Annotated in this window: 21 protein-coding genes; 6 read left to right on the top strand and 15 right to left on the bottom strand. The window is 55.2% G+C overall.

Annotated elements, in window-relative coordinates:
- Positions 1-127: 127 nt before the first annotated feature.
- The 4 genes from BJF95_RS06595 to BJF95_RS06580 all read right to left on the bottom strand — a co-directional run bounded on the left by BJF95_RS06595 (position 128) and on the right by BJF95_RS06580 (position 2,204).
- Positions 128-451 carry a cupin domain-containing protein gene (locus BJF95_RS06595; protein ID WP_245297247.1) on the bottom strand — a complete coding sequence of 108 codons (324 nt, stop codon included), beginning with the start codon at positions 449-451 and terminating at the stop codon, positions 128-130.
- An 8-nt stretch (positions 452-459) separates the two neighbouring features.
- Positions 460-876 carry a MerR family transcriptional regulator gene (locus BJF95_RS06590; RefSeq protein WP_075638650.1) on the bottom strand — a complete coding sequence of 139 codons (417 nt, stop codon included), beginning with the start codon at positions 874-876 and terminating at the stop codon, positions 460-462.
- A 136-nt stretch (positions 877-1,012) separates the two neighbouring features.
- Positions 1,013-1,327 carry a hypothetical protein gene (locus tag BJF95_RS06585; RefSeq protein ID WP_075638649.1) on the bottom strand — a complete coding sequence of 105 codons (315 nt, stop codon included), beginning with the start codon at positions 1,325-1,327 and terminating at the stop codon, positions 1,013-1,015.
- A gap of 286 nt (positions 1,328-1,613) precedes the next feature.
- Positions 1,614-2,204, bottom strand: coding sequence for a nucleoside 2-deoxyribosyltransferase (locus BJF95_RS06580; RefSeq protein ID WP_075638648.1), 591 nt, complete (start codon positions 2,202-2,204; stop codon positions 1,614-1,616).
- Between the two features lie 428 nt (positions 2,205-2,632).
- Here BJF95_RS06580 and BJF95_RS06575 point away from each other — a divergent pair, with 428 nt between their 5' ends.
- Positions 2,633-3,061: a glyoxalase superfamily protein gene (locus BJF95_RS06575; protein WP_075638647.1), complete on the top strand. Its 429-nt coding sequence runs from the start codon at positions 2,633-2,635 to the stop codon at positions 3,059-3,061.
- A gap of 140 nt (positions 3,062-3,201) precedes the next feature.
- Here the strand turns inward: BJF95_RS06575 and ribB are convergent, their stop codons facing one another.
- The 3 genes from ribB to BJF95_RS06560 form a co-directional block, all read right to left on the bottom strand.
- Positions 3,202-4,302 (bottom strand): 3,4-dihydroxy-2-butanone-4-phosphate synthase, encoded by a 1,101-nt coding sequence (gene ribB / locus BJF95_RS06570; RefSeq protein WP_075638646.1) that lies wholly within the window; start codon positions 4,300-4,302, stop codon positions 3,202-3,204.
- Positions 4,303-4,343: 41 nt separating this feature from the next.
- Complete coding sequence (gene aroC / locus BJF95_RS06565) at positions 4,344-5,438, bottom strand: chorismate synthase (RefSeq protein ID WP_075638645.1); 1,095 nt, start codon at positions 5,436-5,438, stop codon at positions 4,344-4,346.
- Positions 5,439-5,597: 159 nt separating this feature from the next.
- Positions 5,598-8,768, bottom strand: a complete 3,171-nt coding sequence (locus tag BJF95_RS06560; RefSeq protein WP_075638644.1) for a bifunctional diguanylate cyclase/phosphodiesterase — start codon at positions 8,766-8,768, stop codon at positions 5,598-5,600.
- A gap of 632 nt (positions 8,769-9,400) precedes the next feature.
- Here BJF95_RS06560 and BJF95_RS06555 point away from each other — a divergent pair.
- Positions 9,401-9,661, top strand: coding sequence for a DUF1344 domain-containing protein (locus BJF95_RS06555; RefSeq protein WP_075638896.1), 261 nt, complete (start codon positions 9,401-9,403; stop codon positions 9,659-9,661).
- A 62-nt stretch (positions 9,662-9,723) separates the two neighbouring features.
- Here the strand turns inward: BJF95_RS06555 and BJF95_RS06550 are convergent, their stop codons facing one another.
- The 4 genes from BJF95_RS06550 to BJF95_RS06535 form a co-directional block, all read right to left on the bottom strand.
- Entirely contained in the window at positions 9,724-10,323 is a 600-nt protein-coding gene (locus tag BJF95_RS06550) for a histidine phosphatase family protein (RefSeq protein WP_075638895.1), read from the bottom strand.
- Between the two features lie 237 nt (positions 10,324-10,560).
- Positions 10,561-11,379 carry an enoyl-ACP reductase FabI gene (fabI, locus tag BJF95_RS06545; RefSeq protein WP_075638643.1) on the bottom strand — a complete coding sequence of 273 codons (819 nt, stop codon included), beginning with the start codon at positions 11,377-11,379 and terminating at the stop codon, positions 10,561-10,563.
- 246 nt (positions 11,380-11,625) lie between these two features.
- Positions 11,626-12,942, bottom strand: a complete 1,317-nt coding sequence (locus tag BJF95_RS06540; protein WP_075638894.1) for a J domain-containing protein — start codon at positions 12,940-12,942, stop codon at positions 11,626-11,628.
- A gap of 397 nt (positions 12,943-13,339) precedes the next feature.
- Positions 13,340-13,789: an RT0821/Lpp0805 family surface protein gene (locus BJF95_RS06535; RefSeq protein ID WP_075638893.1), complete on the bottom strand. Its 450-nt coding sequence runs from the start codon at positions 13,787-13,789 to the stop codon at positions 13,340-13,342.
- 62 nt (positions 13,790-13,851) lie between these two features.
- On the opposite strand from BJF95_RS06535, the gene pdxH reads away from it, so the two are divergent.
- A complete protein-coding gene (pdxH, locus tag BJF95_RS06530; protein WP_075638642.1) occupies positions 13,852-14,472 on the top strand; it encodes a pyridoxamine 5'-phosphate oxidase in 621 nt (206 codons plus the stop codon).
- A gap of 9 nt (positions 14,473-14,481) precedes the next feature.
- Here pdxH and BJF95_RS06525 read toward each other — a convergent pair whose 3' ends face one another.
- Together BJF95_RS06525 and BJF95_RS06520 are read right to left on the bottom strand one after the other, a co-directional pair.
- A complete protein-coding gene (locus BJF95_RS06525; RefSeq protein ID WP_083638722.1) occupies positions 14,482-15,522 on the bottom strand; it encodes a polysaccharide deacetylase family protein in 1,041 nt (346 codons plus the stop codon).
- Positions 15,523-15,580: 58 nt separating this feature from the next.
- Complete coding sequence (locus BJF95_RS06520; RefSeq protein ID WP_083638721.1) at positions 15,581-17,026, bottom strand: MFS transporter; 1,446 nt, start codon at positions 17,024-17,026, stop codon at positions 15,581-15,583.
- Between the two features lie 86 nt (positions 17,027-17,112).
- Between BJF95_RS06520 and soxR the strand changes: the two genes are divergently transcribed.
- From soxR to BJF95_RS06505, 3 genes are all read left to right on the top strand, one after another.
- Positions 17,113-17,595 carry a redox-sensitive transcriptional activator SoxR gene (gene soxR, locus BJF95_RS06515; RefSeq protein ID WP_075638640.1) on the top strand — a complete coding sequence of 161 codons (483 nt, stop codon included), beginning with the start codon at positions 17,113-17,115 and terminating at the stop codon, positions 17,593-17,595.
- A 264-nt stretch (positions 17,596-17,859) separates the two neighbouring features.
- On the top strand, positions 17,860-19,170 hold the full coding sequence (locus BJF95_RS06510) for a D-alanyl-D-alanine carboxypeptidase (RefSeq protein WP_075638639.1): 1,311 nt from the start codon (positions 17,860-17,862) through the stop codon (positions 19,168-19,170).
- 137 nt (positions 19,171-19,307) lie between these two features.
- Positions 19,308-19,610: a nucleoside triphosphate pyrophosphohydrolase family protein gene (locus BJF95_RS06505; protein ID WP_075638891.1), complete on the top strand. Its 303-nt coding sequence runs from the start codon at positions 19,308-19,310 to the stop codon at positions 19,608-19,610.
- A 7-nt stretch (positions 19,611-19,617) separates the two neighbouring features.
- Here BJF95_RS06505 and BJF95_RS24335 read toward each other — a convergent pair whose 3' ends face one another.
- Positions 19,618-20,799 (bottom strand): HAD-IA family hydrolase, encoded by a 1,182-nt coding sequence (locus tag BJF95_RS24335; RefSeq protein ID WP_245297246.1) that lies wholly within the window; start codon positions 20,797-20,799, stop codon positions 19,618-19,620.
- An 8-nt stretch (positions 20,800-20,807) separates the two neighbouring features.
- A complete protein-coding gene (gene tldD / locus BJF95_RS06490; RefSeq protein WP_075638638.1) occupies positions 20,808-22,223 on the bottom strand; it encodes a metalloprotease TldD in 1,416 nt (471 codons plus the stop codon).
- Positions 22,224-22,311: the final 88 nt, after the last annotated feature.

Genomic DNA, 22,311 nt, shown 5'->3' with positions numbered 1-22,311 from the left:
CAATCACATTCCCCGCCTTATCCGTCCGTATCTTCTCAAAATTCACTTTGGTGAGCCGCATATCTTTATCGGCATAATGCACCACGTCGTTTGGTGAGCGGGTGCCGACCACGAGATAGGTGCAATCCTAACTTGAACGGTTCTCAAGGCAATGGCCAAGGGCTGCGCCTGCCTTGAAGGTGGCGGTGTCGCCGGGGTGCATCTCGTTGATGGTGTCGCCTTCATGCAGGGTGGCAATGCCCGAGAGCATGTAGATCAACTCGTCTTCCTGCTCATGCCAATGCTTGTGAGACGAGCGAGAGCCGGGCGGCAGGGTTTCGACAAAGGCTCCAAATTGCGTCAGCCCACCTGCATCGCTCAGCAGCAGCGCTTCGTAAGGGCCAAGCTCGGCATTGATGCCGTCGCCAGTTCCATGTTCGAGCTTTACGTCTTCAGGCCTGAAGATGGGCATGGCAGGTCCTATTGATGGTCGTGGTCGCACAATGTGTGGTCTGACAGGGATCGCAGCACATAGCATTGCTCGACTGTGTGCGAGGCGCAATTGGAAACAATGCGTTCCAGCTCGCCTTCCAGTTTTTTCAATTGGGCAATTTTGCGCTGCACATCTTGCAAATGCTCTTTGGCAATCAGGTCTGCCGTGGTGCAGGGATCTTCTGGATGGCCGCTAAGCGCAATGAGATCGCGGATCGCTTCAATGTTGAAGCCGAGATCGCGTGCGTGGCGAATGAAAGACAGGCGCTCCAACTGTGGGCGGCCATAGCGTCGCTGGTTGCCTTCCGATCGCTCTGGTGCTGGCATCAAGCCCATCTGCTCGTAATAGCGAATGGTGGGAACTTTGACGCCCGCCCGTTTGGAAAGCTCACCAATGCCGTACATCGCTGCCTCTTTTGTTTGTCTCTGACAACGATATTGGTCTTGGCAGGCTTAAAACAAGCGAAACCTACACGAAAAACGCAAAAAGGGGGCATGCCGCCACATGCCCCTCTTTCGCATAGCCGACCAAAGAGTGCGGCTATTCCTCGTCTGAATACATATATTCCATATATCGTGCCTCAACCCGCTGTGTCTGGGAGGCTATGGATGTGTCGTCAACGGTGTCTGTTGCCGTTTGCGTTTCTGCGCGCACGGGTGCAGACTTCTTGGCAGAGTCAATGCTCCACAAGGCGTTGGCCAGCGATGCCGAAAGCAAGGTGCCAGTGGAATTGCCACCTGCAGCGCGCGACCGGGATGCAGTAACAGGCTCGGCTGCAACATCTTCAGCACGGGTAATGCCTTGAATGTAGCGGCTTTGATACTGCGAATTATTCAGGCTGCTGTCGATCCTCATCGCAGGCCCTCTTTCTGTTTGCTTCGTTAAGGCTTTGTTAACGATTGAAACTTGCGCGAAGCTTGCGTCATTTTTTGCTTGCCCGATCTGTGGTGTTTCGGGGATGGGGGGTGTCCATATATAGCGTATATTAGATTTTTACTTCAAAATATGGTAATAAAACCATACGTTAAAATTGCATTTTTAAAAATTCGCTTTGTCGAGTTGCTGCATTGCGAAAGCCTGTTGCGAATAAATGCACAGAATGGTCGCGAGATTCTGTGCATTGACGCTCACTGCGCTGGCTTCAGATTGAAGCGGGGTGGCTTTCACGCGTTTGTTTTTGAAGTGCTTTCAAGCATTCTTCAAAAGCGGTGAGATCGGTGTAAAGCGCGTCGCTGGCTGCGTCATGAACGGCAATGGGTCCGCCGCGGCGTTCAACGCCACCATGCAACATCAGGTTTTCAATCATGTCAAAATTCTCAAGCGACATGCCGTCAGGCCCGCGCTTGCGGCCATCCTGGGCTTCGCGCACCTCGCCATGATAAAAATCGGCCGTGCGCGCATAATGATTATCGGCCATATTGGTATAGGCGGCCACCAGCTTGCCCTGGGCACACATATAGCCCAGCTCAAAAGCCGTGCCCGGGTCAGCAGCAATGCCCCGAAATGGGGTGAGATTGGCGATCACCCCATCGGCGGCATTCATCATGCCCTCATCGACGGCGCTGATTTTAAGGCCAAACTCATGCAGGGTGGGGGCCGGCTCAATGGAAATGTCGCCTGGGCAAATCGGTTCAAAGCCATAGCGCCGTGTCATGGCGGCCTTGGCATCGAGGATTTCGCGCGCATTGGGCAAAAACACTTCGGGGCCTGCGAGGTAGAGCTTCAGCGACATGGGGTGACTCCGACATAATCAGGTGTGAGATCGTCTTATGCCGTAGCAAGAGGAAAGACAGACTTCATCTGAAATCAGTGGCCATGCACAGGTTTGACAAAAACTGCTGTTTTGCATGCTCTATGGCGTCTCTTGACAGGCGCGCCAACACGGCCTATCCCAAAAGACGGTCTCAGACGCCTGCCGCTCGCAAACCTTAAGGTTTTGGTGAAGCTCTGAACAGATATATCCATCTTTCCATCTGTGTGTTTCGCGCCGGTGGGCAATGCGAGCCCCCTCTGAAATCGCGAAATTGACAAAGAGGAAAATGGAATGTCTTCAGGCATATTCCAAACAACATTGCCCGTAAAACGACGCGCTAATTTTTCGCGCGACATTGCCCAAAATCCAGATGCGAGATCGTCTTGGTCCATGCGGGGAGCAAGCCGATGAGCGGTCGACTGCCCAGCAAGGACGCCGCCAAAAAGCAGGCGGCGGCACTGCGTGCCCGTCTTGAGGTAGAGGGTCATGCGGTATCGCACAGCAAGGCGCTGGAATTGATTGCCCAGCACTATGGTTTTCGGGACTGGAACACACTGCACGCCGCCTTTGGCAATCGTCCGCCTGTGGTCTGGCAGGTTGGTGATCGCGTGAGCGGGACCTATCTTGGCCAAACATTCGACGCGGAGATTGTCTCGGTCAGTCGGCAAGGGGAGGGCTGGTTTGCCCTCTCGCTTGAGTTGGACGAGGCCGTGGACGTTGTGACATTCGACAGCTTTTCGGCTTTTCGAAAACGTGTGCGCGGCGTGATAGGGCCGGATGGTCAAACGGTGGAAAAAACCTCGGATGGCCGCCCGCATCTTCAGCTTGATATGTGAGGAAAGGACCACCGGACCCAGCGTCCGGTGGTCCAGAGTCTGTCTGGTTCAGATTGAACCAGACAGACTCTGGATTCCTTTGTTTGAGTTTGTCTGATCAGAAAAACCGGATTCCACTTTTCCCTGACAAACTCTGACGCTTAAACAATCTCGGTGCTGTTGATGCGGATGCCAAAGCCTTCGAGGCCAACATAATGGCGCTCACGCGAGGCTATTAGCCGAATGGAGGTGACGCCGAGATCTTTGAGGATTTGCGCACCAAGGCCAATTTCCAGCCATTCGCTATCGCGGCTCTGCGCTTCCTTATGGGCCTCGCGGTCATGCTTGCCTGCCCGCGCCGTGGTGGAGACGCCGACACCCACCGAGCCCTCGCGCAAATACACGATAACGCCACGGCCTTTTTCAGCAATGCGCTTCATAATGCTATCAATCTGGCCATTGGCCCCAAACACGTCTGCGGCAACATTTTCCAGATGCAGGCGCACGGGAATGTCATCGCCGTCACGAATGTCGCCAAACACCACGGCCAGATGCTGCATCGGATCCCATGGCAGGGAATAGGCATGGGCCTTGGCCGGGCCATAGGGCGTTTCCACTGCAAAGCTGGTTTCCAGCTCGATCAGCGTTTCCTTGCGCTGGCGATAGGCAATCAGATCGGCCACCGAGACCTGCTTCAAGCCGTGGGTTTCGGCAAAGGCCGACACCTGCGGGCCGCGCATCACGGTGCCATCATCATTCACCAGTTCCGAGATGACGCCAATGGGCGGCAGATTGGCCAGACGGCACAGATCCACAGCCGCTTCCGTGTGGCCCGAGCGCATCAAAACGCCGCCTTCACGGGCAATCAGCGGAAAAATATGGCCGGGGCGCACAAAATCAGCCGCACCCACATTGGGGTTCGCCAGATTGCGCACCGTCAAGGTGCGGTCATCTGCCGAAATCCCGGTGGAGGTGCCGTGCTTGAAATCGACGCTGACGGTAAAGGCGGTGGTGTGGGCGCTGTCGTTCTCAGCCACCATGGCCGACAAGTTCAGCCGCTTGGCCTCTTCCTTCGGCATGGGTGCACAAACAATGCCAGAGGTGTGGCGGACAATGAAGGCCATTTTTTCCGGGGTGCAATGCACGGCCGAGACAATCAGATCGCCTTCATTCTCGCGGTTGTCATCATCCATCACCACCACGATTTCGCCAGCCTCGAAGGCCCGGATGGCGTCAACGACGCGCTTTTGCTCATAGCTCATGGGAACCCTCATTTGTTATGGTGTTCAACACCGCGCTTTTGCTACTTCAACCGCCCGGTCTGGCCGCGATCGCGCAAATAGTGATCGGCCAGCGTGCAGGCAATCATCGCTTCACCCACGGGGACTGCGCGAATGCCCACGCAAGGGTCATGACGACCCTTGGTGCGCACATCGACATTATTGCCCTTGGCATCAATGGATTGCCGCTCGGTCAAGATCGATGAGGTTGGCTTGATGGCAAAGCGGGCCACAATTGGCTCGCCGGTGGAAATCCCGCCCAGAACGCCGCCTGCATGATTGGATAAAAACAGCGGCTTGCCATCATTGCCCATCCGCATCTGGTCGGCGTTTTCCTCGCCGGTGATTTCGGCAGCGCCAAAGCCATTGCCAATTTCCACGCCCTTGACGGCGTTGATCGACATCAGAAGGGCTGCAATGTCCTGATCCAGCTTTCCATAGATGGGCGCGCCCAAACCTGCGGGCACACCCTCGGCAACAACTTCAATCACCGCACCCACAGAAGAGCCCGCCTTGCGGATGCCATCGAGGTACTCTTCCCACACAGGAACAATTTCTGCATCCGGCGCAAAAAACGGGTTTTGGCCAACCTGATCCCAATCCCAATTGTCGCGATTGATCTTGTGTTTGCCAATCTGTACCAGCGCGCCGCGAATGGTCACTTCGGGCAGCACCAACCGGGCAATGCCGCCTGCGGCGACGCGGGCTGCCGTTTCGCGTGCAGACGAGCGCCCGCCACCGCGATAATCGCGAATGCCGTATTTAACGTCATAGGTAAAATCGGCATGGCCGGGGCGATATTGCTGGGCAATCTCGCCATAGTCCTTGGAGCGTTGGTCGGTGTTGTCGATCATCAGCGAAATCGGTGTGCCGGTGGTGATCAGGCTGCCGTCTTCCTGCGGCATGACGCCGGAGAGAACCTTGACCAGATCATCCTCGCGCCGCTGGGTTACAAACCGCGACTGGCCGGGCTTGCGCTTGTCGAGCCAGACTTGCAGGTCCTCCAGCGTGAATCTCAAACCCGGAGGGCATCCATCTACCACAGCGCCCAGGGCGGGACCATGGCTTTCGCCCCAGGTGGTGACACGGAAGAGATGACCGAAACTGTTATGCGACATGAATTACAACCAGATCAAGCGACGGGGTTTCCCCCTGTTTTATGGAGTGTCACTCTTACTGTATAATTTTTCAAATCGAAATCATTTTCGTGACGGTGTTCTTTGTGCATTGGATAAAGTGCTCAAAGGACGCTGTAAAATGCGGTCGGCTGCACGGGTTTATGATGCATGACGCCTGTTTTGCGAAAGGGCAAAAGCTGAAAAATCATCAGAGGACAGCGCTGGGGCAAAGGCGTAGCCTTGCAGCAGATCACAGCCGAGATCGCGCAGGATATCGGCATGCGTCTGGGTTTCGACCCCTTCCGCAATGGTACCAACGCCCAATGATTTGGCAATCTCGATGATGGACTTGACCAAAGCGCGCTCGCGGTCAGACTCGATGATTGGCATCACCAATTGCCGGTCGATTTTCAAACGCTTCGGTTTGATCTTGAGCAGGCTGATCATCGAGGTATGGCCAGTGCCAAAATCATCAATCTCGACATCAATCCCCAGCGCTTTGATGGTTTCGATATTGGAGGTGATCGTCTCGTCATTGTCATCAAGAAAGATGGATTCCACCAGCTCAAAAGCGATGGAGCCCGGCGTGATGCTCAATCCTTGCAGGCTCTCAACCAGATTGCTGTCATGCAGGCGCTTTGATGAGACGTTGACCGAAATTTTTGGCACAACAATGCCCGATGCGGTCCAGCGCATACGGTCGCGCAGCGTGCAATCCAGCACCACTTTATCAATTTGCGCCATGATGCTGAGATCTTCGGCGGTTTTCAAGAACGAGCTGGTCGGCAACAGGCCTCTTTCGGGATGCTGCCAGCGCACCAGTGCTTCGGCACCAATCAGCTGCATGGTGTTGGCGCAAAATTGTGGCTGATAAAATGCGGTAATTTCGTCCCGCTCCAACGCGGTCAGCAACTCGTCGGCAACCCGTCGGGAGGTGACAATATTGGCTTGCAGGCTCTGGGTGAAAAACTCATAGCGGTTTCTGCCCTTGCGCTTGGCCTCGTAGAGCGCCAGATCAGCATCAATCAGGGTTTTTCGCGCATCGGCCTTAAGGCTTTTCGATGCGGCGATGCCGATGGACACGCCAAAACGGCAGGTAAACCCTTCGAAATCATAGGGAATATTCATTTCCTTGATGATTCGCGATGCCAGATCAGCCGCGATCTGTTCGTCAACCACATCGCGCAGCAGCACCACAAATTCGTCGCCGCCAATCCGGGCTACCAGATCGGTGTAATTGACATGACGGCGCAGCACATCTGCCGCATTGACCAGCATGGCATCGCCCGCCGCGTGGCCCAGCGTGTCGTTGATTTCCTTGAAGCGATCGAGATCAAGATGCAGAATGGTAAAGCGAGGACGGCTGACTTTGGCAAGGGCTGTCAGCGCATCCAGTTCGCGGTCGAATTTCCGGCGATTGGCAAGCCCGGTGAGCGGGTCATGCAGGGCATTGTATTCGATGCGGTTCTTGGTCAGCTCCAGCTCGATATTGCGGGCTTCTGCTTCGGCTTTGGCATTGCGCAACTCTTCGGTCAAAAGCACGTCTGCTGTCACGTCAAAGCTGACACCGCTCAGCTTTCGTCCGCCGTTGCGGTCAATGCGCAACTGGCCAATCGAGCGCACATAGCGAATGGTGCCATCCGCCAGCAAAACGCGATGGGTGCCGTCGATGCGGGTTCCTTCTTCTGTCGCGGCTCTGGCGGCTTCAAGCACCTCAGGCAAGTCTTGTTTATGGACGCTTTGCAGCCATTCGGCCTCTGTCACATAAGGGCCGTTTGGCTGAACATTATACAATTGATACATGCGGTCATCCCACACGGTGCGCGTGGTCGAAAAGTCATGTTGCCAGACCCCGCAGCTGAAGGAATCAAGCGCTAGCTCAAACCGTTCCGAGAGTTCTTCCAGCTGTTGCTCGCGCACGGAAAGGTCGTCCAGGGCCAGTTCCAGCTCGGCATTCTTGATGTCGGACCCTTCCTTGGCGGCGCGCAGATCGTCCTGCATGGCCACATCAGAGGTGATATCCAGCAAAATTCCGGTCACACGGCCGGGTGCTGTCTGACTTGGTACTGCCTGGTTGGAATAGGCACCCACGGATCGGATATGCCGTTTGCTGCCATCTTTCAGCACAATGCGATATTCTTCCACCACGGCCTTGTCGCTTTCGCGACAGTGCAAAAGGTGCCGCTCAACCTTGCTGCGATCGTCGGGGTGCACGCTTGCGAGCCAGCTGTTGAAATCATGGCTATTGGCATAGACCGCGTTCAATCCATGCAATTGGGTGGCGCGGCTGTCATGGCGAATGGTGTTGTCGCCGTCATCCAGCTCCCATATTCCGATATTTGAGCTGTTCATGGCCAGTTCAAAGCGTTTGGCCAGAACGCGGTGGCGCTCTTCGGTCGATTTGAGGCTTTGCCTGTTGCGATTGCGCTCCACCAGCAAGAGTGCAACGCTGGAAAAAAGTGTGGTGAGAACCAGTCCCACAGCGCAGAGCGTGAGCCGGAAGTCAGCAGTCTCTGGTCCAGTACCAGACCACCCTCCCTTGGGTTGGGCGATGAGGTGCAAGGTGCCATTGAGAAGCGGAATTTCTCTGCTCTCCAGCGCATTATAGGTGAGCTCAATGGGCCCCCATAGCGGCTGAGGGAGGCTATCCGTTTGCGCGCTGATCCGTTTTGCGCTGACAAGCACATCCAGCGGCATCGGTGCGGATGGCGCATTGGATTGCGGCGCGATCTTATATTTCAGGGCATTGGCGATGAATGACGAGCCATCGACAACAGCGCGTATGATGGTGCGGTGATGAGATGCTTTCGCGGGCGCAATAACATCAAGTTGCAGTCTGCCATTGGGCAAAATTCGCACACCCTGCGTTTCCGCGCCTGTGACAACGGGTGGGGAATCACTTTCTTCCATAGAGTTGGCCACCATAGGGCTGGCCGCCTCGGGGCTCATGGTGTCGCGCGCCCATTTCCTCTCGGTGCCATCGTCCTGGATCATCGAGATAGACAGAAAATGCGGGTTGCTGCTCAAGATCGCACTGTTCAACCTGTCGGCATCCGCCGTCGCAGGGTCAGATGCGCCAGCTGTGGCATTGGCCAAATCGGACAGTGTTGCCAAATTCCGGTCAATGTAGACAGACAGCAGCGATTCAATCTGAATGAGCTGATTCTGGGCGTATTTCCGAGAGTCCGCGAGATGATTGTTGCTATTGACGCGATCAAGATAGATCAAGGCATAAAAGATCGAAGCCAGCACCAGAGCCAGAGTTAGAAAGATTTGCTTATTGGAAAAGTGTGTATTTCTCAGCGATTTCATTTCCAAGAGAAGGGCCATCTGCGTTAAAAGCTCTGTGTTTACATCAAATTGATGTCGTCATCATCTCCGGTTATCATCAGTATAAGTGCTAAAGTTTATATTAATATGATGTTTATCTGGCTGTTTTAAATGCAATGATTGAGTTGTATTGAATTTTAACTTGCGCGTTGGATGTGGCTTCGTGTTGTAATAGCAAGGCGACGTGGCCTTTATTGGCAAAGAGTGACACCGCAGAGCGCCATTCCTCCCCATCATCCTGCCCGAAACTGTTTGGAATATTATTAATTTAGCATCGAAGGTTTTGATGGGGGCAAGACTTTTTTTGGGGTCTACCTCGTGGGAAGCGATGTTTGTTGCTTGTCAAAAAACAAAAATCGCACAACATCGTGTATAATCATGGCTGTCTGGTCTGTCAGAGCTTGCGTTGCAGGTGGATTGCGCCGATTTTGCTATGGCAAAGGATATGTGGAAATCATGCGATAATGGCTGAGATTTCTTGATGAAATGAAATCTGCCACATTTTATGATTATGTCGCAGGGTGATGGTGTTGCAGTCTCTCCTGTGCGTTTTGCAAAACGTAAGGTGTCGTCATAAACAGTTTATGTCGTCGTTGGATGAAGGTAACGCGATTAATAACGGGGACCAAGATATGCCGATCCTGATTGCAATGCTTATGGTTGTATTTTGTTTTGTTGCGCCCATGTCGATGGCGGCTCAGAGCGCGGATGTTGAATCATCCATCAAATCAATCAATACCCAGAAATTGACGATCACGCTCGAAGACGGCAAGACTTATTCTCTGCCAGCCGAATTCAATTTTGAGGGCTTGGCGGCTGGTGTCAAGGTGATCGTCTATTACACCGTGGTTGATGGTGTTCGTGTGCTCGACGATATCCAGGTTTTGAATTAAGCCCTGTTTGATCAGGCCCGGTTGGATCAGGAATGCGGGTTTTTGCATTCACCTCCATAGGGTTATGGTGTTTGCAGCCATTGCAGCTGGCGTTGCTCCAGATCAATTTTCAACACCCGGTCTTGTGGAATATGCATGCTGCAGGCGTCATCTGCGGCAATGTCACCGATCAGGCGGAAGAAGCTTCGAATGACGCCGCCATGGGTGACAGCCACCGTCGGGCGCTTCAGTGCCGCAAGCCATGCTCCGGTGCGCCAGGAAAGAATTTCATAACTTTCGGCATGCTCGCCCGGGGCCAGAAAATCCCATTTTCCACGGGACCTTTCTTTGACGCGATCAGGAAACTGTTGCCTCAGCTCATGGGTGGTGCTGCCTTCCCAATCCCCAAAGCAGATTTCTTTCAGCCGATCATCGGTCTGGTAGGCTGTCGGATCGAGCTGCATCTGCGCGCGCACCCGCTCCATGGTTTCGCGGGTGCGACCAAGAGGGGAGGCGATAAAATCATAGTGGGATATGGTGTCGCCCAGCACCGTGGCGAGAAGGGTGCCATTTTGCGTCGCCTGTCCGCGTCCGATCTCGTTCAGGGGAATATCTGTTTGGCCCTGAAAGCGGCCTTCAGCATTCCAGTCCGTCTGACCGTGACGAATAACATAGAGAAGCACAGACAGATGAACCTTCCTGAATATGAGCACTGCCGAGCATGGTAGCGCAAAATTTCTGAAATCGGAATCGATTTAACAAGAAAATTATGCAGCAGATTGAGAGCTTTAAAGCGTTCCATCAAACGCCCAAACACGGCTGTAACGCATTGAGGGAAAAGCCGCAACCGGCTTTTCCCTCAACATAACTTGCTCATTACCAACTGGGCTTCGCTCAGGTTTCGCGAAACGCGGGTAATCCTATTCCTTGACGACCGTCATATCCGGCGCATCAACGGCCTTCATGCCAACGGTATGATAGCCGCTATCCACATGGTGGATTTCGCCGGTGACGCCGGTGGACAGATCAGACAGCAGGTAAAGGCCTGAGGTGCCAACCTCATCTGTGGTCACATTGCGCTTCAGCGGCGAGTTATACTCGTTCCACTTCAGGATATAGCGGAAATCGCCAATGCCGGAGGCGGCCAGAGTCTTGATCGGGCCTGCCGAAATGGCGTTGACGCGAATGCCGCGCCCGCCCATGTCCACGGCCAGATAGCGCACGCTGGCTTCCAAGGCGGCCTTGGCCACGCCCATGACATTATAATGCGGCATCACTTTTTCCGCGCCATAATAGGTGAGCGTCAAAATCGAGCCGCCGTCATTGAGTACAGATTCTGCGCGCTTGGCCACTGCCGTGAACGAGTAGACAGAAATGTCCATGGTACGGGCGAAGTTTTCGCGGGTGGTATCGAGATAACGGCCGGTCAATTCGTCTTTGTCAGAGAAGGCGATGGCGTGGACGACAAAATCAATTTTGCCCCACTTGTCTTCGATGTTTTGAAAAACCGCATCAACGCTTGCCAGATCGGTGACATCGCAATCGCCTGCCATAAAGGCATCGAGTTCTTTTGCCAGCGGTTCGACACGTTTTTTCAAAGCGTCGCCTTGCCATGTGAGCGCAATGTCCGCTCCGGCTTCTCGACAGGCTTTCGCAATACCCCATGCAATAGAGCGATTATTGGCAACACCCATAATGATGCCACGCTTGCCTGCCATGAGGCCCGATACTTGAGCCATGCTCTGCTCCTTGAGACTTTCGATTGGTGTTGCCTATGGCATAGGCCGCCCGCCTGTTCAAGCTATACCATTCCGCTCAAGAGGGCTGCTCCGCAACAAATACTGTGAGCAACCGAAATAAAGGGTGCATATACAATCTAAGGGTGCATATTTTGAGTTTTATCAAAAATGAAACGGTTGAACGGGTTTTCATTGGCCCGTCGTTTTGTCACGTCGGGCCATTTCAGGATATTTCTATCCTGAAAATCAGAGGAAAAGTCCGTGCTTGATCACTTTCATCAGGTCGCGCAGTTTCTCGTTCGGTTTTTCCGATAGAGCAATGCGCAGATCCACCACCAGATCACCACGCTGATTGGGGCCACTCGGCAGTCCCAGATTTTCGAGGCGAATAGGTTGCTCAGAGCCGCTCCACGGCGGGATGGTGATGTTGATCGGACCTGACGGGCCTTCCACCTGCGTCTCGCAGCCAAGCACGGCATCTTCCAAAGGCAGGGTCAGGGTGCGGTGAATGTCATAGCCGTCAACGGTGAAGGGGCCAGCGCGCAACACGCGAAGCGTCGCCATAAGATCGCCAGTGTGCATGCCCGGCACTTTCAGGCCCCGGCCTTCCATCCGTACAATGCTGCCGTCGGTGTGGCCCGGCTCAAGCGTCAGCCTGACATCTCTGCCGTCGCTCAGGTGCAAGGTAATGGTGTTTTGCTGCAAGAGATCTTCGACAGCAATGGTGGCCTCGACCGTAATGTCGGGCGCTTTTTCCATCACCGGCGCGGGCTTGCGAATACGGCGCACAAATGAGGTGATCAAGCCAATGACTGGCAAGCCAAAGGTGCGGCTTTGGGCCGGTGCCTCGTCTTCCGGCTTTTTGCCCTCATCATGATGGGCAAACGATGCGCTTTCGTCAGCGGCGCGCGTCTGTGCTGTATCGTCTGGCGAGTTCGTGTCGCCGCTTGCGGGCGCGCCGGTTTGATCCGAAGAGGCGGTACTCGATGTGGAATTGCCGGGTCCAGATGCCGCCTGTTGGCCATTGGCCCGGGCGTTTGCCTGAGAGCCGGTTTGCGAGCCGGTTTGAGCATTTGCCTGGCTGGAGGCCTGACTTCTGGCCTGAGCGCTTGCTTGCGCAGTGGCGGCCGTTGAGGCCTGCGCCTCAGCAGCCTTGGCCTTGGCCCGTGCGGCTTCGACCTTGACATTCAGCGCCTCTGCGGCCTTCTCGGCTTTGGCACGTTCGGCTTCAATCCGGGCAAGATCGGCCATGATGCGATCAGCATTGGCTTTGGCCTGCTTTGCACGCAGAGCGGCGGCGCGGGCTTCTTCGCGCTGCTGCATGATTGTTTGTTCGCGCTTCATGGATTCCATCTGTGAAAGGCGTTGATCGTAACGGCTGCGCTTGTCCTTGTCTTTGAGGACATCATAGGCCTGGCCGATCTCGGCAAAGCGTTGTGTTGCGCCCGGATCATCCTGATTGTGATCCGGATGAGACGTTTTCGCTTTTGAGCGCCAAGCGGCCTTGATCTCCTCAGAGCCGGCATCACGCCGGACGCCAAGAATGGAATATGGATCGCGCATTTTAACACCAACCAAATACAAAAGCGGTTAAACTGACTGTCCCTCTCGTGGTTGCGCCATGGTTTTTAAAACAAGCGTAACAACTTCGAAGTTTGCCGCAAACAATGCTGTCATCATCTGTCGGCGGCCTTATTCAATAACATTAGGAAGAATAAGCTAACTGGAGGTTACTTCCCACGGGAACGGCAGGGGTGCAACTTGCCAGGATCGACATTATGGCGGGTTATTCTGATTTATCAATCTTCCACCAAGATTTTGTTTGCAAAAGACAATTCTGGTGATAGCCGCGCCGGAAAGCAAAGCCTCACCCTCTCTGTGATGGATATAGGGCGGCCTGCATTTGCATCAATATGGTAAAACTTGATTTAACTTTGTGCAGACACGCACAGGCTAGGCACTACGATTGCTGGCTAAAGTTGACCAATTGCCACTGACCGTTGCCGACTAGGCATGTGCGGCCATAAAATTTGGCGATACCGTCGTAGGCATGACGGCTGGTCACAAAGGCGCGGCACACCACGCCGGAATTAACGTCTTCGGCAATGGTGGTGATGACGCCCGCACTGCCGGTTGAGGCATTGGCCCACGGCACGGGGGCTTTGCCCAACCTACCGAGATCGGCGGAGGAAACCGCATTGCGAATGGTATCCTGATCAGCGACTTTTTCTGGCTCAAGCGGGATGGAGCCAGTGGAGATCGAGCGATCAACCTTGGCGGTGTCGCTGAAATCGAGCGTGCTGGCAACGCAGCCGCTCATCATGAGGCATAGTGCCGCGATGACAGAAAACTGCACGCCAACCGGTGTGCGTCTCTTTCTGTATCGATCTGGCTTTGCTATGTCTTCCAAGACCAATCCTGTCTTTCATGCCGTGCGTCATGCGCGCGCATTTTGGGAGTATTTAACATAATATGTCGCAAAATGAGTTAATAAGTGGTGACTTCGTCGACGCTCATGATCCTTTTGGTTTATTTGAGACATGGTTGACAGATGCCAAAGCCAAGGAAATCAACGATCCCAACGCCGTTGCGCTCGCGACTGTGGATGAAACTGGCCTGCCGAATGTCCGGATGGTTCTCCTGAAAGATTTTGATACACGTGGCTTTGTGTTCTACACCAATTTCGAAAGTCAGAAGGGTACGGAGATTCTCTCGCAAAAGAAAGCCGCAATGTGCTTTCACTGGAAATCGCTGCGCCGACAGGTGCGTCTGCGCGGCGAGGTCGAGCAGGTGACAGACGAAGAGGCCGATGCCTATTACAAGACCCGGCCAATTGGCAGCCGCATCGGAGCCTGGGCATCCAAACAGTCGCGGCCGCTGGAAAGCCGCTTTGCGCTGGAAAAAGCGGTGGCCGAATATACGGCGCGCTATGCACTCGGCAATATTCCGCGCCCACCCCATTGGTCGGGATTTCGCATCAAGCCATCAACGATCGAGTTTTGGCAGGATGGAAAATTCAGGCTGCATGACCGGGTGGAGTTTCGCCGCGACAGCATCGATCAGCCGTGGTCCAAGGTGCGGATGTATCCGTAAGAACCCGCTTTATCCCTGACGAAAGAGTTTGAAGGGAATGCCAGACGCCAGAGCATTGACATGCTGTGGCGTCTGAAAATAGCCGTTCAGCGAAATGCGCGGCAGCGTGTAAAGGGCGGCTTGATGGTGGGCGTTGAGCGTGCCCGGCTTGGTGGTGACGGCCAATTTCAGGCCCGCATCGCGCACCGCCTGGGCGGTTCTTTCATCCACACTGCGGGCATCGCCGTAAGGATAGGCAAAACTGGTGGGGCGCTCTCCGCTCACACCTTCAATGTAATCCACCGAATCCAGAATATCCTGCGCCAAGTCTTCATTGCTCAGCTTGGTCAGAGCGCGATGGCTGACACTATGCGCCCCCAGCGTCACCAGAGGGTGGCTTGCGAAATCGCGCAATTCGGTGGTGGACATAATGGCATCCTCCACCATCTCAACACTGTTGATACCGTGATGCAGCGCCAGCGCGTTGAGCGCATGGATGGCGGCAGCCTCGTCTGACTGGGCAATGCGCTGGGCAATCTGCTCAAACGCGTGCTGCTTGTTATCAGTCGTTTGGGCCGAGACTGCTGTGGTGACACCATCAATCGACAATTCGACGTGATCGGCCTTGCGCACCAGTGCTGCCAACGTCTCCCACCACAATGTGTGGCTGCGGTTGGACAGGCCCTGGCAGGCAAAAACCGTGCAGGGGGCCTCAAAATGCTCAAAAATAGGCAGCGCCATGGTTTGGGTGTTGCGATAGGCATCATCGAGCGTAAAGGCCGCAAAGGGTCTGGTGGAGGAGGGGGCTGCCAAGCGCTCCGGCACCTGATCCAGTGCGATGAATTCATAATTTTCGCGCCACAGTGTCCGCAGCGCTGTGGCCAAAAACTGTGGCGTGATTTCAAGATGGCGGTTTGGGTCCGGCTGTCTTGCTTGATAGGGGCGAACGTGGTGCAGCGTGAAAATGGCGCCGCGACCACGGGCATCTTGCATCAGCTTGAGGCGCTGCATCATGGACGCCGTTGTCAATCCGCCCGCAATAACCCTGCGTCTGATGCTCGCCTTGCTCATTTTGCCCCAAATTCCAGCCCATCAAGCCGGGGGCTTGCCCCCCTTTGGCCATCTGTCTTTATTTGTCTGTTTGCAGCTTTAGCAGCATCAAGCCAGACGTGGCAATGGCTGGCAACACCGCGATAAAACCGAAGAAAAAGCTGATGCTGACCGCCTGGCGCACCACCAAGTCAGTTGCCGTTTCAGAAAAGCCAACACTGTTGGCAACCAGACCTGCAAAGGCCGCACCCAGTGCATAGCCCGCCGATTGCAAGGTTGGCAGCAGCGATGATGTCTTGTCGCGCTCACCATCCGGACTTGCCATCATCAGCGTTTGGTTGAGAAAGCTCCAGCCCATGCCAAAGGCCGCGCCAATGGCAATCAGCGACAGGGTCAGCAAAGGCAAAGAGGGATGCAGGATGGCGAAAGCCACCCCGGCCAGCCCGCAGGCTTCTACCGCAACACTTGCCACAATCAGCGCCTTTTGCATGCGCCCGCTGCCAATATTGGCAACGCCAATGGCCGTGGCGCTCCAGCTCAGAGCAATCAACGCGCCCATGGTGCCTGCGGTGGTGGGGCCCATATGCCACAGATGTTGCAGGCTATAGACCAGATAAACGCCGCTTGAGGCCTGCGCAAACGGCATCAGCAGTACGCTCCACAGGCCGAAGCCCACGGCGGTCGCAGAGGAAAACGCACCACGCGGCAAAATCGACTCCAGCGCCGATTTATCCAGCACAACGAAGAGAACCAGAGCCGCCATGGACAGCCCGATCATGGTGTTGCGTGAGATGGTCAACGGGGTCAAATTGGCTGCGAGCAAGAGAATGAAGGCGAACAGCAGCAAGGTTAACCGGCTTGCCGGAATGGCTGTTTTGAGCGCTTGAGCGGCATGTTGGGTGGGCACAGAGAGGGCGGTCGCCAAAAATATGGCAACAATGGGGATGTTGATCAAAAATGCGGCGCGCCATGAGATGGTTTCCGTCACAATTCCCGCCAGCACAGGTCCGCCAAACGCTGCCAGTGCCCAGACGCACGCCTCCAGACCAAAGACTTTGGGAATGAGATGGCGGGGATAAATCTCAGGAATCAGCATGTAGCACACGGCGGCCACCACGCCCTCGCCAAGCCCCTGCAAAACTCTGCCAACAATCACGCCCGCAATGGAAGACGCATGGGCGGCCAGCAAAGTGCCCAGCAGAAAAACAATGGTGGTGCCGATCAGGGCATTGCGGGCACCCATGCGGGATTTCAGCGTTGCGGCACTGGCCCCGGCCACAATGGAGGCAGCGAGATAAAGCGTGCTGGCCCAAGGTAAAAGCCGCGCGCCACCAATCTCGCTCACCGCTGAGGGCAGGGTGGTGCTGACCAAAAAAGCGTTGAAGGCATAAAGGCCAACACCAATGCACAGCATCAGCGTGGTCATCAGATATTGGCGGCCAAACAACGCCCTCCAGTGACCTGCCGGGGAAGGTGAGCGCGAATTTGACGCGCTATTATCGATAACATCTTGAATTTCAGCCATAAAATTTTCCTCAAATCTGGTCGTGACATATCACTGTTCGCTACGCTACAACCTCAACTTAAGTTAAGGTAAAGAGGGAAAATGACATGATGATCGGTCTGACAGTGGGGGAGGTGGCCCGACGCAGCGGGGTTGCGGTCTCAGCCCTGCATTTCTATGAGCGCAAGGGGCTGATCTCGTCGCATCGCACCTCTGGCAATCAAAGGCGGTATGATCGCGATGTGTTGCGGCGGGTGGCAATTATCCGCGCGGCTTTGGTGTTGGGCATTCCGCTCGCCGAGGTGGCAAATCTGCTGGCGGGTCTGCCCAAAGGCACCACGCCCTCGAAAGAGGATTGGAGAAAAATGGCGTCCAGCTGGGCTGAAACATTGGATCAGCGGATCCGTCTGTTGAGCAGGTTGCGCGATGATCTGGGCAGCTGTATTGGCTGTGGTTGCCTGTCGATGACGCATTGCAGCATCTTCAATTCCAACGACCAGGCAGGGCAAAGAGGAAGCGGCGCCGTTTTACTGGTGGAAAGCTGTGAGAACGGATCGGGAAACCCATCAGATTCCACAGAGTTGCCATAATTGCGCAACTCTTCGTTAATGATATTGGGCAAGATGATGGCGTTGAACTATTCCTGCCTCATTTTGGGGCTACTGCGACACGCCTGAAACCGGAATCGGTTTGAGGTGCGCATTGCGCAGGAGAGATCAGCTGCGACGTTGAGGTTTGGTGCACCGTTTGAGATGCATCAAACCTCAACGTCGTGAGGTGGGTGTAGCATTTCGGCTTGTTGAGATACTTGAGGTCCATTAGTGAAGCTTTACAGTCGTCAGTTCGGAGTCCGTATGAACAGGATCTTGGTCGCGCTTTTGATGTTTTTGTCGATGAGCGCAATCGCAACATCAGCATCGGCTGGCGGTGCTCAGTTTCTTCTTGATGCACGAACCGGCCGCGTTCTTTTCTCGGAAAATGCCGATGTTTTGAACCACCCCGCCTCCCTCACCAAAATGATGACTATCTACATGGCATTTGATGCCATTCGTCGTGGTGCGCTGAGCTGGGATAGCCCGGTGCCGTTTTCCCAACATGCATCGCGCCAGCATCCCACCAAATTGCGGGTGAAGGCAGGCGATCAGATCACTGTGCGCGAAGCCGTGCTGAGCATGATCACGCTGTCGGCCAATGATTCTGCCGCCGCTCTTGCCGAAAAAATGGGTGGCACTGAGGAAGGCTTTGCAGCCATGATGACGGCAAAGGCCCGTCAGCTCGGCATGCCCAACACCACCTTTGTTAATGCATCCGGCCTGCCAGACACCCGCCAGATTACCACCGCGCGCGATATGTCGACACTGGCCGTGGCGCTGTTGCGCGATTTCCCGCGCGAATATCACCTGTTTGCCACGCGCTCCTTTAATTTTCGTGGCCGCACCATCAATGGCCACAACAATCTCATGTATCGCCTCAAGGGCATCGATGGGATCAAGACAGGCTATACAGACGCCTCCGGTTTCAATCTGGTCAGCGCCTATTCCGATGGCGATCGCCGGGTGATCGGCGTTGTCATGGGTGGTCGCACCGCCGCCAGCCGCGATAATTTGATGGCCAAGCTCATCACCGCCAACCTTTCCAAAGCCCAAAGCGGCAATGCTCTGATTGCCAGCGCCACACCAACGGCTCCCATCATCATTGCTCAGGCCAGCGGCAATATTCCAAAGCCCGTTGGTCGTTCAGAGACCATCACCGTTGCCGACGCTGACGCACCCATCCTTGGATCGCGCTTTGGCAATGCCTACGCAGGCGGCTCCAGCAACAGCGCTGCTGCTGCAACAGAAGCCATGATCACCGGCTCCGTTGCCCACGCCGCTCACCCACGCCCCTTGAAGCCAATTCCATTGAACCGCGACGGCGAATGGCAGATCCAGATTGCAGCCGCACCCAGCGCAGAAAAAGCCATGAGCCTGCTGCAATCGATCCGTGACAAGATCGGCGGTCCCTTGGCCGAGCGTGATATTTATACTGAGGCCTATACGCACAATGGATCGACCGTCTACCGCGCCCGCTTTACCGGCTTTCCCAACAAAGACGACGCGCAAAACGCCTGTGAGCGTCTGGTCAAAAGCAGCTATGATTGCGTGTTGATGCCTGCACGCGGCTAAGGCATTCTCATTGTTCCTTCTCTGTTGCGGCCTGTCTGGTTTTTATTGAGCCGGACAGGCCTTCGTTTTTTACGTGTTTTCCTGCTAGACAATCTTGCGAAAATGCGCGACAAAGTCAAGAACAAATGGAGAACAATATGATTGAATCTCTGACACAGCAATTTGAGGCCGCATCGCAAAAATATGCTGACGCGAACGGGTTTGAGCGCGATGCGGATTGGTTTTTGTTGAAACTGATGGAAGAGGCGGGCGAGCTGTTGCAAATGGCCAACCGCTCCAGCGGCCGCAGTCGTTCCAAAGGCATGAGCGAGGAGGAGATCGCCCTGCTGCTGGCTGATGAAACCGCAGACCTATTGGGGCATGTGCTGTTGTTTGCCCACCATCACCAGCTGGATCTGGGCACGGCAATTGCGCGCAAATGGCGGTTTACCCCCGCCTGAGAGGCCATTACCCCGCAAAAAAGCGGCAGCACTGGTGAAGATCATCGATGATCAGGGTGGCCATCGCCCGGATTTCATCGGATGGCGGCAGAAGATCTGGCACCATCACAGCCATCATGCCCGCGCTGGCAGCCGAGCGGATGCCATTGTGCGAATCTTCGAGAGCCAGACAATCCTTTGGGTGGACCCCAAGCTTTGCGGCGGCTGTGAGATAAGGATCCGGCGCTGGCTTGCCATGGGCATAATCGCCTTGGGCGATGATGTGATGAAAGCGCGGCAAAATGCCAAAATCGGCAAGATGATGCTGCACTTGGCTGTGGTTGGACGAGGTGCAGATCGCTCGTGGAATGTTATATTGGTCCAGCACATCCAAGAGCGCCAGCACGCCCGCCTTGAGGTTCAGCTCCAGCGCCATCAACTGATCGAAATGTTCCAGCCATGTGACGCGAAACGCATCGGCATCAAAATCATCGCCATAGTGGTCCCTCAACAGTCGCGCAATATTCGGCCAAGGCTGCCCCAACATGCCCTCATAGACGGATGCCCCGACCAAAAGCCCGTTGTGCTCGCCTGCTGAAATCACCGATTTGCGATAGAGAATTTCACTGTCGAGAATCAGGCCATCCATATCAAAGATGACCGCTTTGGGCGGGCGAGGCAGCATGGGGGAGGGCGTCCTTTCAGATCGTTGAATTGTTTTCGCGATGAATGCCGACTTCGCTGCGGTATAGGCGTCACCATTATAACGGTAACGCTCAGCAAGTTGCTTCTTTAAGGCAGCATAGGCTTGGGCCACGTCTGTATCTTGCCGAAGACAATCTCGAAAGATCATTCGCTTCAGATGTGTTTCGCAGTGTGGTGGACACAGATAGACCCGATACCCCGGATTGCCTGCCTCCGGATTGCCGTGGAGGAGAAACGCGAAAACACCATCACCATAACGTGCACCGCGCGGCTCATATCCCGCCCGCTCCAGCTTTTCGCATGCATCCGAGATGCTGGTGCCTGCAATGACCGTGACGTCTATATCGATCTTTGGCTTGGCCGCAAGTCCGGGCACGGCGGTGCTGCCCACATGATCGATATGGCTGATGGTGCCTTTCAAAATCTCTCTGAGATGTATTGCTGCCTCAGCAAAATGCTGCGGCCAGGCGCGGTTATAATCAACAATCTCAACGCGGTAGGCCATGGAAGGATTTACGTCTTCGTGCCGCCCACCGTCACCTGATCCATGCGCAAATGCGGCTGGCCAACGCCCACGGGCACCCATTGTCCGGCCTTGCCGCAATTGCCAATGCCGGTGTCGAGCTTCATGTCATTGCCAGTCATCGACACGCGCTTCATCGCTTCTGGTCCATTGCCAATCAGCATGGCACCCTTCACAGGTGCGCCCAATTTGCCGTTTTCAATCATATAGGCTTCGGTGCAGCCAAACACGAATTTGCCAGAGGTGATATCCACCTGGCCCCCACCAAAAGACACGGCGTAAATGCCCTTCTTGACGGATGCGATGATTTCTTCAGGTGTTTTGTCGCCAGACAACATATAGGTGTTGGTCATGCGGGGCATCGGCTGGTGGGCATATCCCTGGCGGCGACCATTGCCGGTGGGCTTCATGCCCATCAACCGGGCATTCTGGCGGTCTTGCATATAGCCAACCAGACGACCATTTTCGATCAACACATTGTAGCCCGAGGGCGTGCCTTCATCATCCACGGTCAGCGAGCCACGGCGGTCATTGATCGTGCCGTCATCCACCACCGTGACGCCCGGGGAGGCCACCATCTCACCCATCAGACCGGCAAAGGCCGAGGTTCTTTTGCGGTTGAAATCGCCTTCCAGACCGTGGCCCACGGCTTCATGCAGCATCACGCCCGGCCAGCCATTGCCCAGCACAATATCCATGGTGCCCGCAGGCGCTTCAATCGCTTCCAGGTTGATCAAGGATTGGCGCAGCGCATCATCGGCTCCGGCTTTCCAGCTCTCGGTGTTGAGAAAATCATCAAAGCCCATGCGGCCGCCAAAGCCGAATGAGCCAGTTTCCTGGCGATCACCTTGCCCGGTGATCACCGAAATATTCAGCCGGGTCATCGGGCGCACGTCGCGCACGCGGTGGCCATCGGCCCGCAGAATTTCCACCACCTGCCAGCTGGCGGCAATGGAGGCGGACACTTGCCGCACCTTGGAATCCTTGGCACGCAGATAGGCATCGATATCCGACAGCAGCGCCACTTTTTCTTCAAAGCTCGGGCTGCCAATCGGGTTGCCATCACCATAGAGCTTGGCATTGGTGCGCTGTGGCGCGCTGGCATAAGAGCCGCTGTGGCCGTGGGTAACAGCGCCGACCGCATCGGCGGCGCGACTAAGCGCGCTTTGCGACAACTCGCCCGAATGGGCATAGCCAACGGCTTCGCCAGCCACGGCGCGCAGGCCAAAACCTTGATCGGTGTTAAAGCTGCCGCCCTTCAGGCGACCATTATCGAAGGAGAGTGATTCGGCCTGCGCATGCTCGATATACAATTCGCCATCATCCGAGCCCTTCAGCGCCTCGGCGACGGTTTTTGTCAGGGTATGCTCGTCGCAGTCAAACAGGCTCAAGAGGTCGGTGTTCATAGGGTTCTCCTTCGGCAATACAGCATTGCTTGCCAACCATGGCTGACAAAGCTGCGCTGTCGCACTGTATTTGCTGCTTCATGTAGTC

It is taken from the genome of Rhizobium oryziradicis, from assembly GCF_001939045.1.
Taxonomy (GTDB): domain Bacteria; phylum Pseudomonadota; class Alphaproteobacteria; order Rhizobiales; family Rhizobiaceae; genus Allorhizobium; species Allorhizobium oryziradicis.
The sequence above is the reverse complement of the archived record's forward strand: the minus strand, read 5'-3'. Positions and strand labels throughout refer to the sequence as shown.